The organism is Pseudomonas sp. Pseusp15 (assembly GCF_059492165.1).
The window spans coordinates 5,870,737-5,895,373 of the sequence record NZ_CP168523.1; the positions used below are offsets into that span (position 1 = coordinate 5,870,737).

A 24,637-nucleotide genomic window follows, 5' to 3' on the forward strand; every position below is an offset into this window, starting at 1 on the left:
TGAAGAATCCTTTCCCCCGGCCGTCCGTGCCGGGGGCAACACAACGAATTTTCTGGAGTTAAGTTTCCATGGCCAAGATCGCCCCGCAATTGCCAATCGAAGTCGACAGCGAAACCGGTGTCTGGACCTCCGACGCCCTGCCGATGCTGTACGTTCCGCGTCACTTCTTCGTCAACAACCACATGGGCATCGAGGAAGTGCTGGGCGCCGACGCCTACGCCGAAATCCTCTACAAGGCCGGCTACAAGTCCGCCTGGCACTGGTGTGAAAAAGAAGCTGAATGCCATGGCCTGGAAGGCGTCGCGGTGTTCGAGCACTACATGAAGCGCCTGTCGCAGCGTGGCTGGGGCTTGTTCAAGATCCAGGACATCGACCTCGACAAAGGCACCGCCAGCGTCAAGCTCGAACACTCCGCATTCGTCTACGTGTACGGCAAGGTCGGGCGCAAGGTCGACTACATGTTCACTGGCTGGTTCGCCGGCGCCATGGACCAGATCCTGGCTGCTCGCGGCAGCAAGATCCGCACCGTCGCCGAACAAGTTTACGGTGGCTCCGAAGAAGGCCACGACGACGGTTTGTTCACCGTCAAGCCGTTGTAAGTCGAGGAACCCGCCATGGCTTTCGAAGCAATGTTCCAGCCGATCCAGATCGGCAAACTGACTATCCGCAACCGCGTGCTCAGCACCGCGCATGCTGAGGTCTACGCCACCGACGGCGGCATGACCACCGATCGGTACGTCAAGTATTACGAAGAGAAAGCCAAGGGCGGGATCGGCCTGGCGATTTGCGGCGGTTCCTCCAGCGTGGCCATCGACAGCCCGCAAGGCTGGTGGAAGTCGGTCAACCTGGCCGACGACCGGATTATTCCGCACTTCCAGAATCTGGCCGATGCCATGCACAAGCATGGCGCCAAGATCATGATCCAGATTACCCACATGGGTCGCCGCTCCCGCTGGGACGGTGAGCATTGGCCAACCCTGCTGTCGCCGTCGGGCATCCGCGAGCCGGTGCACCGCGCGACCTGCAAAACCATCGAGCCGGAAGAAATCTGGCGGGTGATCGGCAACTACGCCAGCGCCGCTGCGCGTGCCAAGGCCGGTGGCCTGGATGGCGTCGAGCTGTCTGCCGTGCACCAGCACATGATCGACCAGTTCTGGAGCCCGCGAGTCAACAAGCGTACCGACGAATGGGGCGGCAGCTTCGAGAACCGCATGCGTTTCGGCCTGGAAGTGATCAAGGCTGTGCGCAAGGAAGTCGGTCCGGACTTCTGCGTTGGTATCCGTATCTGTGGTGACGAATTCCACCCTGATGGCCTGAGCCATGAGGACATGAAGCAGATCGCCAAGTACTACGACGACACCGGCATGATCGACTTCATCGGTGTCGTGGGCTCGGGTTGCGACACTCACAACACCCTGGCCAACGTTATTCCGAACATGAGTTATCCTCCGGAGCCGTTCCTGCACCTGGCCGCCGGTATCAAGGAAGTGGTGAAGGCTCCTGTGCTGCACGCGCAGAACATCAAGGACCCGAACCAGGCAACCCGTATTCTGGAAGGCGGTTACGTCGACATGGTCGGCATGACCCGCGCTCACATCGCCGACCCGCACCTGATCGCCAAGATCAAGATGGGCCAGGTCGACCAGATCAAACAGTGCGTGGGCGCCAACTACTGCATCGACCGTCAGTACCAGGGCCTGGACGTCTTGTGCATCCAGAACGCCGCGACCTCCCGTGAATACATGGGCGTGCCGCACATCATCGAGAAATCCACCGGGCCGAAGCGCAAAGTCGTGATCGTCGGTGCCGGCCCTGCCGGGATGGAAGCTGCTCGTGTATCCGCTGAACGTGGCCACGACGTGACCCTGTTCGAGAAGAAAGAATTCATCGGCGGGCAGATCACCACCGCCTCGAAAGCCCCGCAACGGGACCAGATCGCCGGTATCACCCGTTGGTTCCAGCTGGAACTGGCGCGTTTGAAAGTCGACCTGCGCCTGGGCGTGGCGGCGGATGCGGCGACCATTCTCGACCTGCGTCCGGACGTCGTGGTGCTCGCCGTTGGCGGCCATCCGTTCCTGGAGCAGAACGAGCACTGGGGTGCGGCTGAAGGCCTGGTGGTCAGCAGCTGGGACATCCTCGACGGCAAAGTGGCGCCGGGCAAGAACGTGCTGGTCTACGACACCATTTGCGAGTTCACCGGGATGTCGACAGCCGACTTCCTCGCCGACAAAGGCAGCCAGGTCGAGATCGTCACTGACGACATCAAGCCGGGCGTGGCCATCGGCGGTACGTCGTTCCCGACTTACTACCGCAGCATGTACCCGAAAGAAGTGATCATGACCGGCGACATGATGCTGGAAAAGGTCTATCGCGAAGGCGACAAGCTGGTGGCGGTACTGGAAAACGAATACACCGGCGCCAAAGAGGAGCGGGTGGTTGACCAGGTGGTCGTCGAGAACGGCGTGCGTCCGGACGAAGAAATCTACTACGCCATGAAGGAAGGCTCGCGCAACAAAGGCCAGATGGACATCGAAGCCCTGTTCGCGATCAAGCCACAACCTTCGCTGAGCCAGGCGGGCGACGGCTACTTGCTGTTCCGCATCGGTGACTGCGTGGCCCAGCGCAACACTCACGCGGCGATCTACGACGCGCTGCGGTTGTGCAAGGATTTCTAACGGATTTACCACCATCACCTGTGGCGAGGGAGCTTGCTCCCGCTGGGCTGCGAAGCAGCCCCAAAACCTGCAGTCGAGGTGTATCAGGTGTACACCTGAGACTGTTTTGGGAGCGCTTCGCACTCCAGCGGGAGCAAGCTCCCTCGCCACAAGTAGGTGCGTCGCTCTCATCGGCACGCACATGACCCCGAGGTCTTTGGGAGCTCCACCATGTTGAACACCCTTCTTCCAATCCTGTTGTTCGCTGCCCTGGGCCTGGCTGTCCTGGGCGCGTTGCGGCGGGTGGCTATGTGGCGTCAGGGCCGGGCTTCGAAAGTCGACCTGATCGGCGGTCTGTTCGCCATGCCCAAGCGTTACATGGTCGATTTGCACCACGTCGTCGCGCGGGACAAATACATCGCCAATACACACGTCGCCACGGCCGGTGGTGCGGTGGCGTCCATTGTGCTGGCGATTCTGGTTCACGGTTTCGGCCTGCATAACCGCATCCTCGGTTATGCACTGCTGTTGATGACGGCAGTGATGTTCGTCGGTGCGATCTTTGTCTTCCTGCGTCGCCGCAACCCGCCGGCCCGCTTGTCCAAAGGTCCGTGGATGCGCCTGCCGAAAAGCCTGCTGGCGTTCTCGGCGTCGTTCTTCCTGTTGACCCTGCCGGTGGCGGGCATCCTTCCGGAAAACTTCGGTGGCTGGGTGCTGGCGGCGATTCTCGGCGTCGGTGTGCTGTGGGGCGTGTCGGAACTGTTCTTCGGCATGACCTGGGGCGGGCCGATGAAGCACGCCTTCGCCGGTGCCTTGCACCTGGCTTGGCACCGTCGCTCCGAACGGTTTGGCGGCGGTCGTTCCACTGGCTTGAAGCCGCTGGATCTGAACGACCCGACCGCGCCACTGGGCGTGGAAAAACCCAAGGATTTCACCTGGAACCAACTGCTCGGCTTCGACGCCTGCGTGCAGTGCGGTAAATGTGAAGCTGCGTGCCCGGCGTTCGCCGCCGGCCAGCCGCTGAACCCGAAAAAACTGATTCAGGACATGGTCGTCGGCCTGGCGGGTGGTACGGATGCCAAGTTTGCCGGCAGCCCTTACCCAGGCAAGCCGATCGGTGAGCACGCCGGTAATCCGCATCAACCGATCGTCAACGGTCTGGTGGACGCTGAAACCCTGTGGTCCTGCACCACCTGCCGCGCCTGCGTCGAGGAGTGCCCGATGATGATCGAGCACGTCGATGCCATCGTCGACATGCGCCGCCATCTGACCCTGGAAAAAGGCGCGACCCCGAACAAGGGCGCCGAGGTCCTGGAAAACCTGATCGCCACCGACAACCCTGGCGGCTTCGCGCCGGGCGGGCGGATGAACTGGGCGGCGGATCTGAACCTGAACCTGCTCAGCGAAAAGAAAACCACCGACGTGCTGTTCTGGGTCGGCGACGGTGCCTTCGACATGCGCAACCAGCGCACCCTGCGTGCCTTCGTCAAAGTGCTGAAAGCGGCCAAGGTCGACTTCGCAGTGCTGGGCCTTGAAGAGCGCGACAGCGGTGACGTGGCCCGGCGTCTGGGCGACGAGGCGACGTTCCAGCTGTTGGCCAAACGCAACATCCAGACCCTGGCCAAATACCGCTTCAACCGCATCGTCACCTGCGACCCGCACAGCTTCCATGTGCTGAATAACGAATACGGCGCCTTCGATGGCAACTACCTCGTGCAGCACCACAGCACTTACATGGCGGAGATCATTGGCGAAGGCGCACTGAACCTCGGTCAGCACAAAGGCAACAGCGTGACTTATCACGACCCGTGCTACCTCGGCCGCTACAACGGCGAATACGAGGCGCCACGCGAAGTGCTGCGCGCCCTGGGCATCGAGATCAAGGAAATGCAACGCTCCGGTTTCCGTTCGCGCTGCTGCGGCGGCGGTGGCGGTGCGCCGATCACCGACATTCCGGGCAAGCAACGGATCCCTGACATGCGCATGGAAGACATCCGCGAAACCGGCGCCGAACTGGTGGCCGTGGGTTGTCCACAGTGCACCGCGATGCTTGAGGGCGTGGTCGAGCCACGGCCATTGATCAAGGACATCGCCGAACTGGTGGCTGATGCGCTGCTTGAAGACGCCGCGCCGGGAAAGCCTTCGGCACCGGCCAAACGTGAACCTGCGGAGGTGCATTGATGAGCGACATTATCCGCCGCGACCCTCGCGCTGAATGGATCGCCCGCAACCGTCTGCACCCGCTGCACGCGGCCATGCAACCGGTGCAACACAGCTGGATGGGGCCTAACGGCGTCATCCGCAAGAATCCCCACGGGATCGGTTTTATCGGTCCCAACGGGATCAAACGGATCGACCGCAGTGGCGCTCAGCAGGGCGGGGCAACTAAACGCTCGGCCGCGGTTGAAGTGCAATTGCCGCTGCATCAAGTGGCTGCACCCGCGTTCTACATCAGCGTGGTGCCGGACATGGTCGGCGGCCGCTTGAGCAGCCACGACCGCGATTTGCTCGGCCTGGCCCATCAGTTGGCCGGCAAGGACGGCGCGGTACTGGCGGTGGTCTTCGGTGAGCATAAGGAAAACGCCTTCACCACGGCTGGCGTTGACCGCTTGCTGGTACTGGAAGGCGACGAATTCAGCGGTTATGCACCGGAACAACGCGTGCAGGGCCTGCGGGCTGTGGATAACCAGTTCAGCCCGCGTCACTGGCTGCTGCCGGACAGCCGCAGTGGTGGCGGCGAACTGGGTCGACGCTTTGCTGCCGCACTGGGCGAACGTCCGGCCACACGGGTCTGGCAGGTCAAGGATCAGGAATGCATCGGCCGTGCCGGTGCCGGTTTGCAGGACCTTGCGCGGCCGGTGGCCCGCTTGATTCTGGCGGCTGCCGAATGCGCCGAACCGGTCAGCGAAACCCGTCACGAAGCGTTGCCGGTGGAGTTATCCACAACGGTCGCTCGCAGCCTGTCGCGGATCGAAGATCTGGGCGCGGTGGCGGTGGACCCGGCGGCGATTCCGATGGCCGAAGCCGAGTTCATCTTCTCTGGCGGCAACGGTGTCAAGGACTGGGGACTTTTCCACAGGACGGCCGAAGCGTTGGGCGCGACCGAAGGTGCGTCGCGGGTGGCGGTGGACGATGGTTTCATGGCGCGCGACCGTCAGGTCGGCGCGTCCGGCACCTGGGTAACCGCGCGGGTTTACGTGGCGGTGGGGATTTCCGGGGCGATCCAGCACCTGCAAGGCATCGGTGCCTGCGACAAGGTGGTGGCGATCAACCTCGATCCGGGTTGCGACATGATCAAACGGGCCGACCTGTCGGTGATCGGCGAGAGCGCCGAGATTCTTCAAGCCTTGATCGATGCGGTAGAGGCTTACCGCAACGACGCCAAGCGCGATGCGGCTTAAGGGAAGGAAAGGGTTATGAGCACGAAAATCATCAGCCTGGTGTCCATCGGTGCCCACCCGACCTCCGGCCGGCCACGCCGCGCCGAGCAGGACGCGCGGGCCGTTGAGCTGGGTCTGCAGCTGGCTGGGGATAACCTGCAAGTGCTGCACGCCGGCGACGTTGCGGAACCGGCGCTGCGTGCCTATCTGGGCATGGGCCTGGAACAGTTGCATGTGCTGGAACAACCGGTCGGCGCAGATGCGCTGCCAGCGTTGACCGACTATTTGCGGGACGCCGGGGCGCAGGTGGTGTTGACCGGCAGCCAGGCGGAAACCGGTGAAGGCTCGGGCATGTTGCCGTTCCTGCTGGCCGAAAGCCTCGGCTGGCCGCTGGTGGTGGGTTTGGCGCAAGTCGAATCCATCGACGGTGGTTCGGCGCTGGTTCTGCAGGCCTTGCCGCGCGGTCAGCGCCGTCGCTTGAAAGTGCGCCTGCCGTTTCTGGCGACTGTGGATAACGCAGCGCCCAAGCCTCGGCAAAGTGCCTACGGTCCGGCGCGACGCGGGGTATTGCAGGCAGATGAAGTTGAAGTGGTCGACGATGAACTGCTGGCAGTGGCCACGCTGCAACCGGCCAAGCCACGACCCAAGCGCCTGAAAGTGATCAAGGCCAAGAGCGGTGCTGACCGCATGAAGGCCGCGACGGCCAAGGCCAGTGGCGGCGGTGGGCAAGTGCTCAAGGGCGTGACCGCGCAGGCGGGCGCCGAAGCCATCCTCAAGTTGCTGGTAGAAGAAGGCGTGGTCCGTCAGGGTTGATCCACAGCGACAACCGGCCATAAAACCGTTGGCCTGGCCGGTTGTTACGTATCAACCTGCACGCTAAGCAGGTCGCTCGTATTCTGGGGAGTTACATCAATGGAAGTTGAATTTCGTCCGGCTCTGCGCACGGATGCGCGCGAGATTGCCCGTTTGTTCCAGATTTCGTCAGAGGGAGCTTCGGATTACATCTGGAGCCAGCTGGCGGAGCCCGGGCAGGATCTGCTTGAAGTGGGGGCCATTCGTTACGCCCGTGAAGATGTCGATTTCTCCTATCAGAACTGCGTTATCGCGCAGGCACAGGGGCGGGTCATCGGCATGATGCACAGTTACGTGACGCGTCACGATCCGTTGGCAGCTCCCGTGACTGATCCGGTCCTGGCGCCTTACGCCGACATGGAAGTTCCCGATACCCTCTATATTTCGAGCCTGGCCCTGCATGAAGGTTGGCGCAACAAAGGCTTGGGTGTGCGCTTTCTCGAGCATGCTCAACAGCGCGCCGATCAACTGGAACTCAACGGCCTGAGCCTGATCGACTATGCAGCGAATACCGGGGCCCGGCGTTTTTATGAGCGCCATGGTTTTGGGATCGTCAAAACTTGCCAGGTCGTTCCTCATCCGATGATTCGGGTGACGGGTGATGCCTATCTCATGCATCGGCCTTAGGGGCTTCCCGGTTTTGATGGAGTACATATCCGTTTCTGCGGTCACGGCGGCTGGCGGTTTCGCTTTTACAGCGAGTCACTTTCGAAAAGCCGGAATGCCGGCCCAGGCGAAAGTAACCAAAGCGCTTTTGCCCCTCCATTCGGTGCCTCGCCTAGGCTCGGCATGCCCTCACTCCGGTCCTGCTCCGTGGGCCCACTGCGCAGAACCTCCACTCGGCCTCTCGAGGGGGCGGTGCGTCAAAATCAAAAGCAAGGCGGCCTACCGGCCGGCCTGATCTCACGTGCACGCATTTCCCTGTAGGAGCTGTCGAGCGAAGCGAGGTGGCGATCTTTTGATCTTGCTTTTGCTTTGCTTTGCTTTGGTTTTTGATCTTGATCTGTACGCCCCTTTCCCAGAGGCCGAACGCAGGCGTTGCGCAGGGGGCACCGCGGCAAGGATGCCGCGGTAGCCGCCCCCGGCCATGGATGGCCGATGGCGGCGGGCCCCCGGAGCAATGCCGGAGTGAGGGTATGCCGAGCCTAGGCGAGGCACCGAATGGCGGGGCAAAAGCGTTTTGGTTACTTTGGCGCTTTTCCAAAGTGACCCGCTGTAAGAGCGGAACCATAAGCCGCCGTTACCGCAGAAACGGATATGTACTCCTAACGCACTTGGGTTACCCACAATCCCTGTTAGCGCTTCTGTGGATAACATGTTCGCCCCTCGCTACACCCCATGCCAATCAAGCCCTGCAGCCCTCCGTACAAAAAACAACCAGCCTAACCCACGGTTTTTTCGGGCTTTTTCCACAGAGTAACGTCGCTCACTGGCCGACACTTGCCCCCAATCTCTGTTGGCGCTTCTGTGAATAAGATGTTCGCTGTCCGCTACAGGCCATACAGATCGCGGCTTTCAGTGGGTTGATCAAATATTGTTCAATTCGGCGTTTTCCTCCGCTAATCGTCCCGTAAACCCGGAATACTCGCGGGTTTCAGCGGTTTTCCACAGAGACCGCAAAGTTGCCCCCAAAGTCTGTTGGTGTTTCTGTGGATAAGGTGTTCGCCATCCCCTGCACGCTATGTAAAACGTGGCCTGCAAGCTTCTGATTAAAAAACAACCAGTGCCTGGCTAAAACCCTGCTTCTGGATAAGTCACGGTTTTTCTTCGGTTTTTGTGAATAGATTTAGCCTGTCATCCACAGTTGTCCCCATTTGCTGTGGGTGGAGATGTGGATAACTTGTTCGCTGAACCCTGTAAGCCACGGCCCGTATAGGCCGGAACGCGATAGATCAGATTTCATACAGTTCTAAGGCACTTCCTTGACTTCGATCTGTCGCCTGTCTTCACTCTCATCGCATAAGGACAACTGTCACTTATCCACATCTGGTTCAGGGAGAACGCGTGATGGATAGCCAGCCACATCGCTCGCAGCCACATTCGCACCCCAGCCCCTGCGTGACCTGTGTTCCGACATCCGCCACCTCGTTGCACAAGCGGATTCATCGTCGCGCCGCCAATCAGCGCGCTCGTCTATAGCGCCTGGCCCCCTTATGCCATAACACCGCTGCCATTGAGGCCCGACCGTGCCCGGTGACCAGGCGTTTGTTCGTCTATCGATTGCAGGCAACCGCAGAGTTGCCCCATCTGCCCGAGAGGAAATGACCCATGACACGGATCGCCACGCCCATCAGCGATATCAAGGAACATTACGACGTGATCGTCATTGGCTCCGGCTACGGCGGCGGGATCGCGGCGTCGCGCCTGTCCCGGGCCGGCAAGCGGGTATGCCTGCTGGAGCGAGGCCGGGAAATCCAGCCCGGCGAATACCCCAATACGATGCTGGCGGCCACTGAAGAGCTGCAAGTGCATGACCCGGACGGGCACATCGGCTCGCGCACCGGGCTGTTCGACCTGCACGTCAACGCCCAGCAGAACGTAGTGGTCGGTTGCGGCCTGGGCGGCACGTCGTTGATCAACGCCAACGTCGCGCTGGAACCTGAACCCGGTGTGTTCGATGATCCGCGTTGGCCGTTGGCGGTGCGTGAACATCGCGACACGCTGCTCAAGGACGGTTACGCCCGGGCTCGGGAGATGCTCAAGCCCAATCCCTATCCGAAAACCGCTCCGACCTTGCCCAAACTCGAGGCTAACCAGAAGTCCGCCGATTACCTCAAGCAAGGCGCACACTTCTACAAGCCGCCGATCAACGTGACCTTCGACAAACTGCCGAACAACCTCAACCACGTCGGCGTCGAGCAATTGCCGTGCAACCACTGCGGCGACTGCGTTTCGGGCTGTAACAACAAGGCCAAGAACACCACGTTGATGAATTACCTGCCGGATGCCTGCAACCACGGCGCAGAGATTTTCTGCCAGGCCGAGGTCCGGCATCTGGAGCGCGACGGCGATGGCTGGATCGTGCACTTCCAATACCTGGACAGCGGCCGCGAGAAATTCTCCGCGCCGACGCTGTTCGTCAAGGCGGACATCGTCGTGGTGTCGGCCGGCACCCTGGGCTCCACCGAAATCCTCCTGCGCTCTCGGGACAAAGGCCTGTCGACGTCCAATCAGCTTGGCGAAAACATGAGCGGCAACGGCGACATCCTCGGTTTCGGCCACAACTGCGATGAAACGATCAACGGCATCGGTTTCGGTGCCCATCCGGCGAAGGAAATGAAACCGGTCGGCCCGTGCATCACCTCGATCATCGACATGCGCACCGAAGGCGACTGGCGCAGCCGCATGGTCATCGAAGAAGGCTCGATCCCCGGCGCACTCGGCCGGCCCATGGTGCCGAGCATGGCCACATTCGCCGGGTTGATCGGCAAACCCACCGATGACAGCTTCACCGGCAAGCTCAAATACGCCGAGCGCGAAGCCGAAAGCTTCCTGCGAGGTCCGTACCACGGCGCCCTGCACAACATGCAGACCTACCTGATCATGAGCCACGACGACGGCAAGGGGCGCATGGTGCTCGACAGCAAGGATCAGTTGCGCATCGACTGGCCGGGCGTTGGCGAGCAGGAAAACGTCAAGATCGGCAACGAGCGCCTGCACCAGAGCACCAAGGCCTTGGGCGGGATCTGGGTGGAAAACCCGATCTGGACCGAGCTGCTCAAACACAGCATCGTTTCCGTGCACCCATTGGGCGGTTGTGTGATGGGCGAGGATGCGACGCAGGGCGTGGTCAACCACAAGGGCCAGGTGTTCAGCGGCGTCAGCGGCACTGATGTCTATGCCGGGTTGTACGTAGCCGACGGCGCGGTGATTCCGACCTCCCTGGCGGTCAATCCACTGCTGACCATCTCTGCCGTGAGCGAGCGCAATATGAGCCTGCTGGCCGCCGATCGCGGGTGGCACATCGACTACACGTTGCCCTCGGCACCGCGCAAATCGGTGGTGGCACCGACCCTCGGCGTGCAGTTCACCGAAACCATGAAGGGCTATTTCTCCAAAGATTTCACCCAGCCCCAGGGCACCGATCTCAAACTCTACGAAGCGGCGGCCAAACGCGGCAAGTCGGATAACTCGCCGATCGAATTCACCTTGACCATCACCGCCAACGACCTCAATCGCATGATCAAGGAGCCGGAACATGCCGCGACACTGGTCGGCACCCTGGATGCGCCGGGCCTGTCGCCAGAGCCGCTGACCGCCAGCAATGGCGTGTTCAATCTGTTCGAGGAATATCAGGAACAGGTCGGCGTGCGGCACATGAACTACGACATGAAGCTGACCGCTGAGGACGGCAGCGATTATTACTTCAGTGCATTCAAGACCGTGCCCGAAGACAACGGCGTGCTGAACGTCTGGCACGACACCAGTACGCTCTATGTGACGCTGTATCGCGGGCCAGACAAGACAGGCGAGGTGATCGGCTCGGGGGTGATGCACATCGAGCCGGCCGATTTCGCCAAGCAGATGACCACCATGAAGGTGCTCAACGCGCGCAACGAACGCGAGCGCATTGAGGGGCTGGCGCGGTTCGGCAAGTTCTTCGCCGGCATCTTGTGGGAGAGCTACGGCGGGGTGTTCGCGGGCGACATCTACTTCAACCCCGATGCGCCGCCCCGGCAGAAACGGCCGCTGGATGCGCCGACGCCAAGCGTGCAGTTCTTCCAGACCGAAGACAGCGTCCAGCTACGCTTGACCCGCTATCAGGGCGGCACCAAGGGGCCGGTGATGCTGGTGCATGGTTTGGGTGTGGGCTCGAATATTTTCTCCACCGACACCATCCAGACCAACCTGCTGGAGTACCTGTGCAAGCACGAGTACGACGTCTGGCTCCTGGATTTCCGGGTCAGCATCCTGCTGCCGGCCAGCAAACATGAATGGAACGGCGACCAGATTGCCCAGTACGACTTCAAGGCCGCCATCGAGCATATCCAGCAGGCCACCCTCGCCGCTGACGTGCAGTGCGTGGTGCATTGCTACGGCGCGACGACCTTCTTCATGTCACTGCTGGCCGGATTGCAGGGCGTGCGTTCGGTGGTCTGTTCGCAGATCGCCGCGGACACGGTGGTCGCCACGGCAACGGGGCTCAAGGCCGGTCTGCATTTGCCGGGGATGCTCGACGCCATCGGCATCAAATCCCTCACCGCGTATGCCGACAACAAGGAGAGCTGGTTCAACAAACTCTATGACAAGGCCCTCAACATCTACGCCCGCATCGAGGCTCAAGGTTACTGCACCAACCCGGTGTGCCACCGCATCACCTTCATGTACGCGTCGCTGTACCGCCACGACACACTCAACGAAACCCTGCACGACAACCTGCACGAGTTGTTCGGCGAGTCGAACATACAGACCTTCGAGCACCTGGCGCTGATCCTGCGCAAAGGCCATCTGGTGGACTTCAAGGGCCAGGACGTCTACATGCCGCACTTCGACCGGCTGACCATGCCGATCTGCTTCATCAGTGGCGAAGACAACCAGTGCTACTTGCCCGAAAGCACGCTCAGGACCTATGAGCGCGTGTGCAAAATCCATGGACCGGAACGCTACAGCCGGCATGTGGTGCCGGGTTATGGGCATATCGACTGCATGTTCGGCAAGAACGCGGTGGTCGATGTGTACCCGATCATCCTGCAGCACCTGGAGAAAACCGCCCTCGGTTGATCGGGCTTTTTGTGGCGAGGGAGCTTGCTCCCGCTGGGTTGCGCAGCAGCCCCAAAACCTGAGGATGCGATCGATCAGATACACCGCGTTTTCTGGTTTTACGACTGCTTTGCAGCCGAACGGGAGCAAGCTCCCTCGCCACAAAAGCCGTGTGCTGACTTGGGATTGGCGACTACAAGGAAATGGATGCCATGGACAGTTACATCCGCTGGTTTCAACGCTTCATCTGGATAGGCATCGCAATGAACATGGTCTTCGCGATTCCGGCGCTGTTCGCGCCGGCATTGCTGACCTCGATGCTCGGAATGCCTCCGCAGCTCTCCGATCCTTGGCTGGAGAACGCCGGCATGTTGCTGGTGGGGATCAGCCTTTTTTACATGCCGTCAGGCTTCAATGCCCCCAAATACGTGGTGCATTCGTGGCTGTGCGTATTGTCGCGGTTGGTCGCCGTGGCGTTCTGGATCTACCTGATCAACACCAGCAACCAGGCCCAGGTGTTCGTGCCGATGCTGCTGGGCGATCTGGGCATGTTCCTGATCCTCGGGATTCTGCTGTATCTGGGCAGCGCGCCGGCCAATCGGCCGTTCGCCCTGCTTCGCGATGGCTGGCGTGAGTGGTGCGCAGCGTGGGCGCGACGCTGGCGGCGGCACAGCTTCAAGGTCGCCACGCTGGTCGTGGTGCTGGCGCTGGGGTTTATCGGCTACGAAACCTGGTACCAGATGCTGCGAGTGGTGCCGGCCGAGCAATACGCTTCTGACGAAGACCACTACAAATACGCCGCCATCGGCCTGGGCATCGAAGCACGGATTCCCTATTACCTGTTCGCCGTGTTGCCGCAGATGTGCCCGGAAAAACTGCCGAAACCCGGCGGTTACGAAGTGTTCGGTTTCCTCTACGAGAACGGCAAGGACCTGCCGATCGGCATGGCCAAGCGGCAGATCGGCTACCCGACCGTGGAGCCCAACTGCGCCTTGTGCCACACCGGCTCCTACCGCGCCAATGCCAGCGACGTTGCTACCCCGGTGGCCTCCGCGCCGGCCAATACCTTGCAACTGCAGGCCTTCCAGTGGTTCGCCTACGATTGCGCGAGCGACCCCAAATTCACGCCCGACGCGGTGATGACTGCGATCAACAGCAAGTTCCAGCTCGGGTTTTTCGAGCGCCTGTACAACCGCTACCTGATCATCCCTATGGCCACCAGCGCGCTGATCAAACAGAAGCAGGCCTATGCCTGGCAGAAGCTGCGCGCACCGCAGGGGCCGGGGCGTACCGACACTTTCAACCCGACGAAAATGGTGGTGTTCGGCTTCCCGGATGACTCGACCATCGGCACCGTCGACTTGCCGCAAGTCTGGAACCAGAAACCCCGGGAGTCGCTGTACTTGCACTGGGACGGCAACAACAACGACATCCATGAGCGCAACTACGCGGCGGCCATGGCCGTGGGCGCGACACCGGAGTCGGTGCTGCCGGACAGCTTCAACCGGGTGACCAATTGGCTGCTGGGCCACAAGGCACCGGCCTGGCCGTTCGCGCTGGATCAGGCCAAGGTTGCCCGGGGTAAGCCGGTCTGGGAAAAAAATTGCGCCAGTTGCCATGACTTCGGTCGCACCGACACCGGTCAGGTCACCACCACTATTGATGAACTGGGCACCGATCCCCATCGGCTGAACTCGTTCACCACGGGGCTGGTGACGGCTTTCCACGGCTTCAAGAAACCGCCGTTCGACTTTGGTGCCTACCGCAAGACCCAGAGCTATAGCAACACACCCACCGACGGCATCTGGTTGCGCGCGCCGTACTTGCACAACGGTTCGGTGCCGACCCTGTGGGATTTGCTGCAACCACCGGAACTGCGGCCGCCGGTGTTCTTCACCGGCTCCGACATTTACGACAAGGACAAGGTCGGTTTCGTCACCAGTGGCGAGCAGGTGAAAGCCTCGGCGGACTTCAAATACGACACGCGCCTGGAGGGCAACCACAACGGTGGCCACCTGTACGGCACGCAGTTGTCGGAACTCGATAAGCGGGCGCTCATCGAGTTCATGAAAACCCTGTGATTCCACTACGGATGGAGGAAAGCGACATGTCATTGGTCAGACATTGGGAACATGAATACGACAAGGTGAAGGTGCGCCTGCACGGGCTGTTCACACGGCTGGAAATGGCCTGGAAGAAGCTCGTCAGCGAGCTTGAACCGGAGGAGTACCAAGCCATCGTCGCGCTGCTGCAGCGGGGGCACGATCAGGCGCAATACGTGCTCAAGCACGGTGACTTGCCGGACGATCAACCGAGTGTGCCGTGGGAGTTGTCCCACGGTTTGTCGATCCTGCACATCGGAAACGCCAGCCCCTTGCCGCAATCGGTAGATGAGCTGCAGACCCAAGTGCTCAAGGATGGCAGCCTGCTCGGTTGTCGCAAATGGGAGCTGCTGGATCTGTTGTGGAGCGAAGCGTTGCTCAAGTGGATCGAGAACCTGCGGCATCACGCACCGTTCGCTACCAACCCGGCGTTGATGCGCATGGACAGTGACGTGACCCTGGCCATTGCCGGCGACTGGGGCACCGGGCCGTTCGACAGTCATGCCCCGGCAGTGGCGGTGGCCGATCAGATGCAACTGGCCCAGGCCGACTTCACCATTCATCTGGGGGATGTGTATTACGCCGGCACCCGCTCCCAGGAAGACGTCGACATGGTCGGTTGGCCGATGGGCAAGCAGGGCTCATTCACTCTCAACTCCAACCACGAGATGTACAGCGGCGCCCATGGCTACTTCAAGGAACTGGCCAAACGTTTCCCGGCGCAGCAGGGCACCAGTTATTTTGCGTTGTACAACGATGACTGGCTGGTGGTCGGGATCGACTCGGCTTATGCCTCCAGTCCAATCAACCTGTATATGGACGGCGCGCTGAACAAGCAGCAGATCGACTGGATGAAAGACCTGCCCAAACGCAAGAAGATCATGGTGCTCAGTCATCACCAGGGCTTTGACATTACCGGGCGTGACAAGACCGCGCTGTACAAGCCGGTCTGCGATGCCTTGGGGCGCGAGCCGGATTACTGGTATTGGGGGCATTTGCATAACGGCATCTGCTATGCCACTCAAGGTGGCTTGCATGCACGTTGCGCCGGGCACGGGGCGATTCCCTATGGCAATGCCAGCGAGCTGAACGGGCATCCGGGGGTGCTGTGGTCGGAAACGCAAAATGCGCGGGATGAGGCGTACCCGGATCGGGTGTTGAACGGTTATGTGAAGGTGCGGCTGGTGGGGGAGAACATCGAAGAGACGTTTATTGGCGAGGATGGTTCGGTGCGGTGGTCTTCAATTTAGCGAGGAAGGATCGTTCCCACGCCTGGCGTAGGAACGATCAGATTTCGATTAACCCTGAACCGGAACACCTTTGAGGTAAGGCGCAGGCTCGGCCCCCAGGTTGTTCAGCATCCGCTCGCTGTACCAGTCCACGAAGTTCACCACGCCGAACTCATAGGTCTTGGAGTAAGGCCCTGGCTGGTATGCGGTGGAGTTGATCCCGCGCTGGTTCTCTTCGGCCAGGCGACGGTCCTGGTCGTTGGTCGCATCCCAGACCTGGCGCATGCGCTCCACGTCGTAGTCCACGCCTTCGACCGCGTCCTTGTGGACGATCCACTTGGTGGTGACCATGGTTTCCTGGGCGCTGATCGGCCACACGGTGAACACGATGATGTGGTCGCCCATGCAGTGGTTCCACGAGTGCGGCAGGTGCAGGATGCGCATCGAGCCCAGGTCCGGGTTCTTGATGCGGCCCATCAGTTTGGCGCAGCCCTGTTTGCCGTCCATGGTCATCGATACGGTGCCCTTGAGCAGCGGCATGCGCACGATACGGTTACGCAGGCCGAAACTGGCGTGGGCGTAAGGGATCTTCTCGGCTTCCCAGGCAGCGGCGGAAGCGGCTACGTGGTCCTTGAAGGCCTGGTCGGCACGCGGATCGGTGACGTCGTCCCATTCCAGCAGGGTTTTCAGCAATTCCGGGTGTGAACCGCCGCAGTGGTAGCACTCGCGGTTGTTTTCCAGCACCAGTTTCCAGTTGGCCTTTTCCATCAAGGTGGTTTGCACCGCCACCTTGGTGTTCTCCATGTCGTACGGTTCCATGTAATGGCTGAGCGTCGACAGGAAGTCATCGATGGCCGGCGGGTTTTCTGCCAGGCTGATGAAGATGTAACCGCCGGCGGTCTTCACGTTCACCGGTTTGAGGCCGTATTGCTTCATGTCGAAGTCGGCGCCCATTTCGGTGCCGGCGAACAGCAGGCGACCGTCCAGCTCGTACGTCCACTGGTGGTAGTGGCAGACCAGTTTGGCGACCTTGCCTTTTTCACTGGTGCACAGGCGTGAACCACGGTGGCGGCAGACGTTGTGGAACGCATGGACCACGCCATCGGCGCCACGAATCACGATGATCGGGTTCTTGCCGACTTGCAGGGTCAGGTAGTTGCCCTTGGTCGGGATCTCGCAGGTCATGCCGGCAATCAACCACTCTTTCTGGAAGATTTCCTGCATGTCGATATCAAACAGCCGCTCGTCAGAGTAAAACGGCTGCGGCAGCGAGAAAGTGCGCTCGCGCTCTTGCAGCATCTGCGCAGTGGCCTTGCGTGCGGGTTCCAGTGGATCGCCCAGGCTCAGGGTAGTGGTGACGTCCATCGTTTAATCCTCAAGGCCATTCTGTGTGGCCGGCGAAAGTGGCTAATCAGGTTTGCTACGCAAGGTGTAAAGGTTGTGTCTTGGTATGGGGCGAGTGTGGGGCCGGCGCTCCCCGGAACCTTATCCATGGGCGACATGGCCCAATCTGTTCCCGACGCCCAACCCCCGGTAATTGGGGGCTGGTCGCGATAAGTATGTCAATGTCGCAGATAGGTAAATGGCGGGACTGCGCTATACGCAGAATCGCCAACATAAAGGCCGGTAGTCGGCCGTGGAGATCAGCATGTCCAACAACTTCCTGAACCCGGTAACCACCCAGACCTGGGCCAATGGTCGACACATTGTCCGTTGCGTCAAAGTCATCCAGGAAACCTGGGATGTGCGCACCTTCTGCTTTATGGCCGACCAGCCGATCATGTTCTTCTTCAAGCCGGGGCAATTCGTCACCCTGGAGCTGGAAATCGAAGGCCAGCAGATCATGCGTTCGTACACCATTTCCAGCTCGCCGTCGGTGCCGTACAGCTTCTCGGTGACGATCAAGCGCGTACCGGGCGGCAAGGTCTCGAACTGGTTGCATGACACCCTGCATGAAGGCTACGAACTGGCGGTGCACGGCCCGGTCGGGCTGTTCAACGCCATCGACTTTCCGAACCCGAAAGTGCTGTACCTCAGCGGCGGCGTGGGCATCACCCCGGTGATGTCCATGGCGCGCTGGTTCTTCGATACCAACGGCAATGTCGATATGGCCTTCATCCATAGCGCCCGCTCGCCGAAAGACATCATTTATCACCGCGAGCTGGAGCACATGGCGGCGCGGATCGAAAACTTCAGCCTGCACCTGATCTGCGAGAAACACGGTTTCGGTGAGCCGTGGGCCGGATACCGCGGTTATCTCAACCACAAGATGCTCGAACTGATGGTCCCGGACTTCCTTGAGCGGGAAGTGTTCTGCTGCGGTCCGACGCCCTACATGAATGCGGTCAAGCGTTTGCTGGAAAACGCCGGCTTCAATATGAAGCGCTACCACGAAGAGTCCTTCGGCGCCACACCGCCAGAGGCTATCGCCGATGCAGAGGAACACGCTGAACAAGCGGCCGACGCCCCTGCAATCGACGCCGCCGACCTGCACCAGGTGGAATTCACCGCCTCCGGCAAGAGCATCCGCGTGGCTCCGGGCGAAACCGTCCACGCCGCTGCCGCCAAGCTGGGCCTGATGATCCCCAAGGCCTGCGGCATGGGTATCTGCGGTACCTGCAAGGTAATGAAGCTTGCCGGCGAAGTGGCAATGGAACACAACGGCGGGATTACCGAGGAAGACGAAGCCGAAGGGTTCATCCTGTCTTGCTGCAGCGTGCCGAAGGGTGACGTGCGGATCGAGTATTGATCGGTCGGATGATCGCTGAATAACCTCTACAGGAGCAGCCTTCGGCAGCGCCTGTAGAGGGCGCGCTTCAGTCAGTCGACAAACAGGTCTGGCATCAGTTTGTCGGTGGAATCAGGCGCATACCGATACCCTTCAAAATCCGTCACCCCTTGCTCGCGCAAAATCTCCTCATCGATCAGCAACCGACCGGTAATGCTGCGACCGCTGCTGTCGAGAATGACGTGGGCGGCATCCGCCATGATCGCGGGTGTGCGGGCATGTTTGAAAGATTCGCGCGATCCGAGCTGAAACTCGATCGCGGCCGTGGCGATCATGGTCTGCGGCCATAGAGAGTTGACGCTGATACCGTAGGCGGCGAATTCCTCGCTCATGCCCAGGGTGAGCATGCTCATGCCGTACTTGGTGACGGTGTAGGGGCTGTATTGGGCGAACCATTTGGTGGCCAGGTTCAACGGCGGTGACAGGTTGAGGATGTGGCCGCTGGATTTTTTCAGATAGGGCAGGGCGGCCTGGCTGCACAGCAGCACGGCGCGGGTGTTGATCTGGTGCATCAGGTCGAAGCGCTTGAGTTCGATGTGCTGCACGCCGGTCAGCTTGATCGCTCCTGCATTGTTGACCAGCGCGTCGATGCCGCCGAAATGCTCATTGGCGTCAGCCAGGGCCTGGCGCACGATGGTTTCATCGCGCACATCCACCTCCAGGGCCAGCGCCTTGCCACCCGCGGCTTCGACTTCCGCTGCCACGCTGAAGATGGTGCCAGGCAGTTTGGGGTGAGGGGCGGCGCTTTTCGCGGCAATCACGATGTTGGCCCCGTCGCGCGCGGCCCGCAGCGCAATCTCACGCCCGATCCCGCGACTGGCGCCGGTGATGAACAGGGTTTTGCCTTGTAGTGACATGCGGACGCTCCCGATTGGCGTGATCCGAGCGGATCGAAACGGCTCGCAGTCAATGTAGACCAACTCGTGCGGGACTGTGGCAAGGGGGGGCAAGCCCCCTCGCCATAAGATCTCTTGCCAATCAAATAGCTGAGGTCGAGCGCAGAACCTGTGGCGAGGGAGCTTGCTCCCGTTGGGTTGCGAAGCAGCCCCAAAGCCTGAGCATGCGGTCTGTCAGGTGGACCGCGTTGGCTGGTTTTACGACTGCTGCGCAGCCGAGCGGGAGCAAGCTCCCTCGCCACAAAGTCGCATTTCAACCAAATAGCTGAGGTGGAACACAGAGCCTGTGGTGAGGGGGAGGGAGTCAGGCTGTCATCACGTGCCGAATATCTGCCGCCAGTTCCCGCACGCGTTCTTCTTCGGTGTCCCACGAGCACATGAACCGTGCGCCGCCGTTGCCGATGAAGGTGTAGAAGCGCCAGCCCTTGGCGGTCAGTGCGGCGATGGCCGACTCGGAGAGTTGCAGGAACACACCGTTGGCCTGCACCGGGAACATCAGCTCGACGCCAGGAATGTCGCTCACCAGTTCGGCCAGCAACTGCGCGCAGTGGTTGGCGTGGCGGGCGTATTTGAGCCAGGCGTCGTTTTCAAGAATCCCGACCCAGGGGGCCGAGAGGAAGCGCATCTTCGACGCCAGTTGCCCAGCCTGCTTGCAGCGGTAGTCGAAGTCTTCGGCCAGTTTGTGGTTGAAGAACAGAATCGCTTCGCCCACCGCCATGCCGTTTTTCGTACCGCCAAAGCACAGCACGTCGACGCCGGCCTTCCAGGTCAGGTCGGCTGGCGAGCAACCCAGATAAGCGCAGGCGTTGGAGAAACGGGCACCGTCCATGTGCAGGTTCAAGCCCAGTTCTTTACAGGTGACGCTGATGGCGCGGATTTCTTCCGGGGTGTACACGCTGCCGACTTCAGTGGCCTGGGTCAGGGTCACGACGCGCGGTTTCGGGTAGTGGATGTCCTGGCGCTTGAGGGCAATTTCGCGGATCGATTCCGGCGTCAGCTTGCCGTTTTCGGTGCGGGCGATGAGCAGCTTGGAACCGTTGGAGAAAAACTCCGGAGCGCCGCATTCGTCGGTTTCGACGTGGGCGGTTTCCGAGCAGATCACGCTGTGGTAACTCTGGCACAGCGACGACAGGGCCAACGAGTTGGCCGCGGTGCCGTTGAAGGCGAAGAACACTTCGCAGTCGGTTTCGAACAGTCTGCGGAATTGATCCGCGGCGCGTGCGGTCCACTCATCGTCGCCATAAGCGCGCTGGTGTCCGTGGTTGGCCTGTTCCATGGCAGCCCAGGCTTCAGGGCAAATACCGGAATAGTTGTCGCTGGCGAATTGTTGGCTCTTGTCGGTCATGGCCGGCTTCCGTGATCGAGGCGCTTGTGGCGCTTCGTTGGTCAATGATGATGTGCACTTTACCGAAGATCGTCCGGGGAGCACACGGGATGAGTCTGTCAGAAAAATACAAATGCCTCGGGCAATTATGCACATGACGCAGAGGGACGGTGCACTGGATCTGCTCAAGTGGCTGGCGCTGTTGAGCATGGTGCTCGATCACCTGCGATATGTCGGTTATTCCCTCGATCTGCTGTATGTGCCGGGCAGATTGGCGTTCCCGTGGTTCTGTCTGGCGATGGCGGCGAACCTGGCGCGTGTCCGTACAGTGACGACCGACGGCCAGTGGCGCTACCTCGGTTGGTTGTTGCTGTTCAGTGCCCTGAGCGAAATTCCGTATCGGATGTACATTCCTGATCACGACACCTTGAATGTATTGCCTACGCTGGTCATGGGGTTGCTGGTGGCCCGTGGCTGGCAGCACGGGCCAGTTCAGTCGCGTCTGTTGGCGGTCGTTGCCTTGGTGCTGGCGGCACTGTTCCCGCAGCGATTGATGTTCGGCTTTTTCGGCGTGCTGTTGCCACTGGCGATGTTGCTGGTGATCCAGTGGCCCTGGTATTTCGGCCTGTTGCCGGGGCTGGTGTGCCTGGCGGCCAATCAATGGCAAGTGCTGTACTCCGCTGCCTGGTTCGGCAGCGGTGCGGCGATTTTGGGTATTGTCGTTTGTCTGATTGCGCCATTCTCGGGCCTGCTGCTATTGCGACATGCCCAAGGCATCCAGCCACCGCCGATGCGCCGCTGGGCCTACGCCCTTTATCCCGGGCATTTCCTCGTACTTTTGGCCTTGCGCCAACTCATCGCCTGACGCCCGTCCCCTGTGGCGAGGGGGCTTGCTCCCGCTGGGCTGCGCAGCAGACCCAAACCCGGCGCATGTGGTTCGTCAGTTAGATCGAATTTGTCGGTTTCACGACTGCTTCGCAGTCGAGCGGGAGCAAGCTCCCTCGCCACAGGGGTGTTCGCCCGTTCACCCATTTCGGCCCATGTCGTAAACGCACCTTTGCGTGGCGTCCATAGGCATTTGACCTGTCTGCGCCGGTCATACCATCGCTATCAAAGGGCACTGCCGAAATGCCAGTGCCTCACCGAGACGAAAGGCGCACCGCCGCCGCTGGGAGAGACGCGATGTTCAGCAAGCAAGACCAGATTCAGGGTTACGACGATGCACTGCTGGCGGCGATGAATGCCGAGGAGCAACGCCAGGAAGATCACATCGAGCTGATCGCGTCAGAGAACTACACCAGCAAGCGCGTGATGGAAGCGCAAGGCAGTGGCCTGACCAACAAATACGCCGAAGGCTATCCGGGCAAGCGCTACTACGGTGGCTGCGAGCACGTCGACAAGGTTGAAGCCCTGGCCATCGAACGCGCCAAGCAATTGTTCGGTGCCGATTACGCCAACGTGCAGCCGCACTCCGGTTCTTCGGCCAACAGCGCCGTTTACCTGGCCCTGCTGCAAGCCGGCGACACCATTCTGGGCATGAGCCTGGCCCACGGCGGTCACCTGACCCACGGTGCCAAAGTGTCGTCCTCGGGCAAGCTGTACAACGCTGTGCAGTACGGCATCGACACCAAAACCGGCCTGATCGACTACGACGAAGTCGAGCGTCTGGCCGTCGAATGCAAGCCGAAGATGATCGTCGCCGGTTTCTCGGCCTACTCCAAGACCCTCGATTTCCCGCGTTTCCGCCAGATCGCTGACAAGGTCGGTGCCCTGCTGTTCGTCGACATGGCTCACGTTGCCGGTCTGGTCGCCGCTGGCCTGTACCCGAACCCGCTGCCATACGCTGACGTGGTGACCACCACCACCCACAAGACCCTGCGCGGTCCACGTGGTGGCCTGATCCTGGCCAAGGCTAACGAAGAAATCGAGAAGAAGCTCAACGCCGCGGTATTCCCTGGTGCCCAGGGCGGCCCGCTGATGCACGTCATCGCCGGTAAAGCAGTGTGCTTCAAGGAAGCACTGGAGCCTGGCTTCAAGGCCTACCAGCAACAAGTGATCGACAACGCCAAGGCAATGGCCGGCGTATTTATCAAACGCGGCTACGATGTAGTGTCCGGCGGTACCGATAACCACCTGTTCCTGGTCAGCCTGATCCGTCAGGGCCTCACCGGTAAAGAGGCGGACGCAGCACTCGGTCGCGCCCACATCACCGTGAACAAGAACGCTGTCCCGAACGATCCACAGTCGCCGTTCGTGACCTCCGGCCTGCGTATCGGCACCCCGGCGGTGACCACTCGCGGCTTCAAGGTTACCCAGTGTGTTGAACTGGCTGGCTGGATCTGCGACATCCTCGACAACCTCGGCGACGCCGATGTCGAGGCCAATGTCGCGCAGCATGTGGCAGCCCTGTGCGCGGACTTCCCGGTTTATCGCTGAGCGCGGTTTTGGAGTAAATGACTATGCAACGCTATTCGGGCTTCGGCCTCTTCAAACACTCCCTCAGCCACCATGAAAACTGGCAGCGCATGTGGCGTACGCCGACCCCGAAAAAGGTCTACGACGTGGTCATCGTCGGCGGTGGCGGGCATGGTCTGGCGACCGCCTACTACCTGGCCAAGGAACACGGCATCACCAACGTGGCCGTGGTCGAGAAGGGCTGGCTGGGCGGCGGTAACACCGCGCGCAACACCACCATCGTGCGCTCCAACTACCTGTGGGACGAGTCGGCACACCTGTACGAACACGCGATGAAATTGTGGGAAGGCCTGTCCCAGGACCTGAACTACAACGTGATGTTCTCCCAGCGTGGCGTCTACAACCTGTGCCACACCCTGCAGGACATTCGTGATTCCGAGCGTCGGGTCAGCGCCAACCGCCTCAACGGCGTGGACGGCGAACTGCTCGATGCCAAGCAAGTGGCAGACGAGATCCCGTACCTCGACTGCTCCAAGAACACCCGCTACCCGGTGATGGGCGCTACCGTCCAGCGTCGCGGCGGCGTGGCCCGTCACGATGCCGTGGCGTGGGGCTTTGCCCGTGCCGCCGACGCCTTGGGCGTGGACCTGATCCAACAGACCGAAGTGATCGGTTTCCGTAAGGAAAACGGTGTGTGCATCGGTGTTGAAACCAACAAGGGCTTCATCGGCGCCAAGCGCGTCGGCGTGGTGACTGCCGGTAACTCCGGGCACATGGCCAAACTTGCCGGTTTCCGCCTGCCGATCGAATCGCACCCGCTGCAAGCGCTGGTGTCCGAGCCGATCAAGCCGATTATCGACAGCGTGATCATGTCCAACGCCGTACACGGTTACATCAGCCAGTCCGACAAGGGCGACCTGGTGATCGGCGCCGGTATCGACGGCTACAACGGCTACGGCCAGCGTGGTTCGTACCCGGTGATCGAGCACACCATCCAGGCCATCGTCGAGATGTTCCCGGTGCTGTCGCGCGTACGCATGAACCGTCAGTGGGGCGGCATCGTCGACACCACGCCGGATGCGTGCCCGATCATTTCGAAGACTCCGGTACCGAACATGTTCTTCAACTGCGGTTGGGGCACCGGTGGCTTCAAGGCTACACCTGGCTCGGGCAACGTGTTTGCCGCCAGCCTGGCCAAGGGTGAAATGCACCCATTGGCTGCACCTTTCTCCATCGACCGCTTCCACAGCGGTGCGTTGATCGACGAACACGGCGCTGCAGCAGTCGCCCACTAACA

At 60.8% G+C, this 24,637-nt stretch carries 16 protein-coding genes; 13 read left to right on the forward strand and 3 right to left on the reverse strand.

Annotated features, from left to right (window positions below; genetic code table 11):
- Positions 1-68 precede the first annotated feature (68 nt).
- The 9 genes from ACEN8R_RS26535 to ACEN8R_RS26575 all read left to right on the forward strand — a co-directional run bounded on the left by ACEN8R_RS26535 (position 69) and on the right by ACEN8R_RS26575 (position 15,938).
- On the forward strand, positions 69-599 hold the full coding sequence (locus tag ACEN8R_RS26535; protein ID WP_007926354.1) for a DUF5943 domain-containing protein: 531 nt from the start codon (positions 69-71) through the stop codon (positions 597-599).
- 15 nt (positions 600-614) lie between these two features.
- Complete coding sequence (gene dgcA / locus ACEN8R_RS26540; RefSeq protein ID WP_007938000.1) at positions 615-2,675, forward strand: dimethylglycine demethylation protein DgcA; 2,061 nt, start codon at positions 615-617, stop codon at positions 2,673-2,675.
- Between the two features lie 210 nt (positions 2,676-2,885).
- Complete coding sequence (gene dgcB / locus ACEN8R_RS26545; protein WP_495624463.1) at positions 2,886-4,835, forward strand: dimethylglycine demethylation protein DgcB; 1,950 nt, start codon at positions 2,886-2,888, stop codon at positions 4,833-4,835.
- On the forward strand, positions 4,835-6,055 hold the full coding sequence (gene etfA, locus ACEN8R_RS26550; RefSeq protein ID WP_138866420.1) for an electron transfer flavoprotein subunit alpha: 1,221 nt from the start codon (positions 4,835-4,837) through the stop codon (positions 6,053-6,055). Before dgcB ends, etfA begins: the two co-directional genes overlap by 1 nt.
- Before the next feature lie 15 nt (positions 6,056-6,070).
- Positions 6,071-6,847, forward strand: coding sequence for an electron transfer flavoprotein subunit beta (etfB, locus tag ACEN8R_RS26555; RefSeq protein ID WP_495624464.1), 777 nt, complete (start codon positions 6,071-6,073; stop codon positions 6,845-6,847).
- A gap of 99 nt (positions 6,848-6,946) precedes the next feature.
- Positions 6,947-7,513 carry a GNAT family N-acetyltransferase gene (locus tag ACEN8R_RS26560; RefSeq protein WP_018928787.1) on the forward strand — a complete coding sequence of 189 codons (567 nt, stop codon included), beginning with the start codon at positions 6,947-6,949 and terminating at the stop codon, positions 7,511-7,513.
- 1,641 nt (positions 7,514-9,154) lie between these two features.
- Positions 9,155-12,607 carry a GMC family oxidoreductase N-terminal domain-containing protein gene (locus ACEN8R_RS26565; protein WP_495624465.1) on the forward strand — a complete coding sequence of 1,151 codons (3,453 nt, stop codon included), beginning with the start codon at positions 9,155-9,157 and terminating at the stop codon, positions 12,605-12,607.
- A gap of 191 nt (positions 12,608-12,798) precedes the next feature.
- Positions 12,799-14,667 carry a c-type cytochrome gene (locus ACEN8R_RS26570; protein WP_495624466.1) on the forward strand — a complete coding sequence of 623 codons (1,869 nt, stop codon included), beginning with the start codon at positions 12,799-12,801 and terminating at the stop codon, positions 14,665-14,667.
- A 26-nt stretch (positions 14,668-14,693) separates the two neighbouring features.
- Entirely contained in the window at positions 14,694-15,938 is a 1,245-nt protein-coding gene (locus ACEN8R_RS26575; protein WP_018928790.1) for a metallophosphoesterase family protein, read from the forward strand.
- A 48-nt stretch (positions 15,939-15,986) separates the two neighbouring features.
- On the opposite strand, the gene gbca is transcribed toward ACEN8R_RS26575, so the two are convergent.
- The gene (gbca, locus tag ACEN8R_RS26580) at positions 15,987-17,282 is read right to left on the reverse strand and encodes a glycine betaine monooxygenase oxygenase subunit (RefSeq protein WP_018928791.1); all 1,296 of its coding nucleotides are present in this window, start codon (positions 17,280-17,282) and stop codon (positions 15,987-15,989) included.
- 283 nt (positions 17,283-17,565) lie between these two features.
- Between gbca and gbcB the strand changes: the two genes are divergently transcribed.
- Positions 17,566-18,666: a glycine betaine monooxygenase reductase subunit gene (gene gbcB / locus ACEN8R_RS26585; RefSeq protein WP_018928792.1), complete on the forward strand. Its 1,101-nt coding sequence runs from the start codon at positions 17,566-17,568 to the stop codon at positions 18,664-18,666.
- 71 nt (positions 18,667-18,737) lie between these two features.
- Here gbcB and ACEN8R_RS26590 read toward each other — a convergent pair whose 3' ends face one another.
- Together ACEN8R_RS26590 and ACEN8R_RS26595 are read right to left on the reverse strand one after the other, a co-directional pair.
- Positions 18,738-19,562, reverse strand: coding sequence for an SDR family oxidoreductase (locus tag ACEN8R_RS26590; protein ID WP_064620837.1), 825 nt, complete (start codon positions 19,560-19,562; stop codon positions 18,738-18,740).
- Between the two features lie 343 nt (positions 19,563-19,905).
- Positions 19,906-20,946, reverse strand: a complete 1,041-nt coding sequence (locus ACEN8R_RS26595) for a threonine aldolase family protein (RefSeq protein ID WP_495624467.1) — start codon at positions 20,944-20,946, stop codon at positions 19,906-19,908.
- A 127-nt stretch (positions 20,947-21,073) separates the two neighbouring features.
- Between ACEN8R_RS26595 and ACEN8R_RS26600 the strand changes: the two genes are divergently transcribed.
- The 3 genes from ACEN8R_RS26600 (at position 21,074) to ACEN8R_RS26610 (ending at position 24,635) form a co-directional block, all read left to right on the forward strand.
- The gene (locus ACEN8R_RS26600) at positions 21,074-21,790 is read left to right on the forward strand and encodes a TraX family protein (protein ID WP_495625024.1); all 717 of its coding nucleotides are present in this window, start codon (positions 21,074-21,076) and stop codon (positions 21,788-21,790) included.
- 317 nt (positions 21,791-22,107) lie between these two features.
- Positions 22,108-23,361 carry a serine hydroxymethyltransferase gene (gene glyA, locus ACEN8R_RS26605; RefSeq protein WP_018928796.1) on the forward strand — a complete coding sequence of 418 codons (1,254 nt, stop codon included), beginning with the start codon at positions 22,108-22,110 and terminating at the stop codon, positions 23,359-23,361.
- 23 nt (positions 23,362-23,384) lie between these two features.
- Positions 23,385-24,635: a sarcosine oxidase subunit beta gene (locus tag ACEN8R_RS26610; RefSeq protein WP_007936415.1), complete on the forward strand. Its 1,251-nt coding sequence runs from the start codon at positions 23,385-23,387 to the stop codon at positions 24,633-24,635.
- Positions 24,636-24,637: the final 2 nt, after the last annotated feature.

What these genes read in the sequence shown, in the direction of transcription:
- ACEN8R_RS26535 (WP_007926354.1), top strand. Translation starts at nt 69, where the DNA reads ATGGCCAAGATCGCCCCGCAATTGCCAATCGAAGTCGACAGCGAAACC.
- dgcA (WP_007938000.1), top strand. Translation starts at nt 615, where the DNA reads ATGGCTTTCGAAGCAATGTTCCAGCCGATCCAGATCGGCAAACTGACT.
- dgcB (WP_495624463.1), top strand. Translation starts at nt 2,886, where the DNA reads ATGTTGAACACCCTTCTTCCAATCCTGTTGTTCGCTGCCCTGGGCCTG.
- etfA (WP_138866420.1), top strand. Translation starts at nt 4,835, where the DNA reads ATGAGCGACATTATCCGCCGCGACCCTCGCGCTGAATGGATCGCCCGC.
- etfB (WP_495624464.1), top strand. Translation starts at nt 6,071, where the DNA reads ATGAGCACGAAAATCATCAGCCTGGTGTCCATCGGTGCCCACCCGACC.
- ACEN8R_RS26560 (WP_018928787.1), top strand. Translation starts at nt 6,947, where the DNA reads ATGGAAGTTGAATTTCGTCCGGCTCTGCGCACGGATGCGCGCGAGATT.
- ACEN8R_RS26565 (WP_495624465.1), top strand. Translation starts at nt 9,155, where the DNA reads ATGACACGGATCGCCACGCCCATCAGCGATATCAAGGAACATTACGAC.
- ACEN8R_RS26570 (WP_495624466.1), top strand. Translation starts at nt 12,799, where the DNA reads ATGGACAGTTACATCCGCTGGTTTCAACGCTTCATCTGGATAGGCATC.
- ACEN8R_RS26575 (WP_018928790.1), top strand. Translation starts at nt 14,694, where the DNA reads ATGTCATTGGTCAGACATTGGGAACATGAATACGACAAGGTGAAGGTG.
- gbca (WP_018928791.1), bottom strand. Translation starts at nt 17,282, where the DNA reads ATGGACGTCACCACTACCCTGAGCCTGGGCGATCCACTGGAACCCGCA.
- gbcB (WP_018928792.1), top strand. Translation starts at nt 17,566, where the DNA reads ATGTCCAACAACTTCCTGAACCCGGTAACCACCCAGACCTGGGCCAAT.
- ACEN8R_RS26590 (WP_064620837.1), bottom strand. Translation starts at nt 19,562, where the DNA reads ATGTCACTACAAGGCAAAACCCTGTTCATCACCGGCGCCAGTCGCGGG.
- ACEN8R_RS26595 (WP_495624467.1), bottom strand. Translation starts at nt 20,946, where the DNA reads ATGACCGACAAGAGCCAACAATTCGCCAGCGACAACTATTCCGGTATT.
- ACEN8R_RS26600 (WP_495625024.1), top strand. Translation starts at nt 21,074, where the DNA reads ATGCACATGACGCAGAGGGACGGTGCACTGGATCTGCTCAAGTGGCTG.
- glyA (WP_018928796.1), top strand. Translation starts at nt 22,108, where the DNA reads ATGTTCAGCAAGCAAGACCAGATTCAGGGTTACGACGATGCACTGCTG.
- ACEN8R_RS26610 (WP_007936415.1), top strand. Translation starts at nt 23,385, where the DNA reads ATGCAACGCTATTCGGGCTTCGGCCTCTTCAAACACTCCCTCAGCCAC.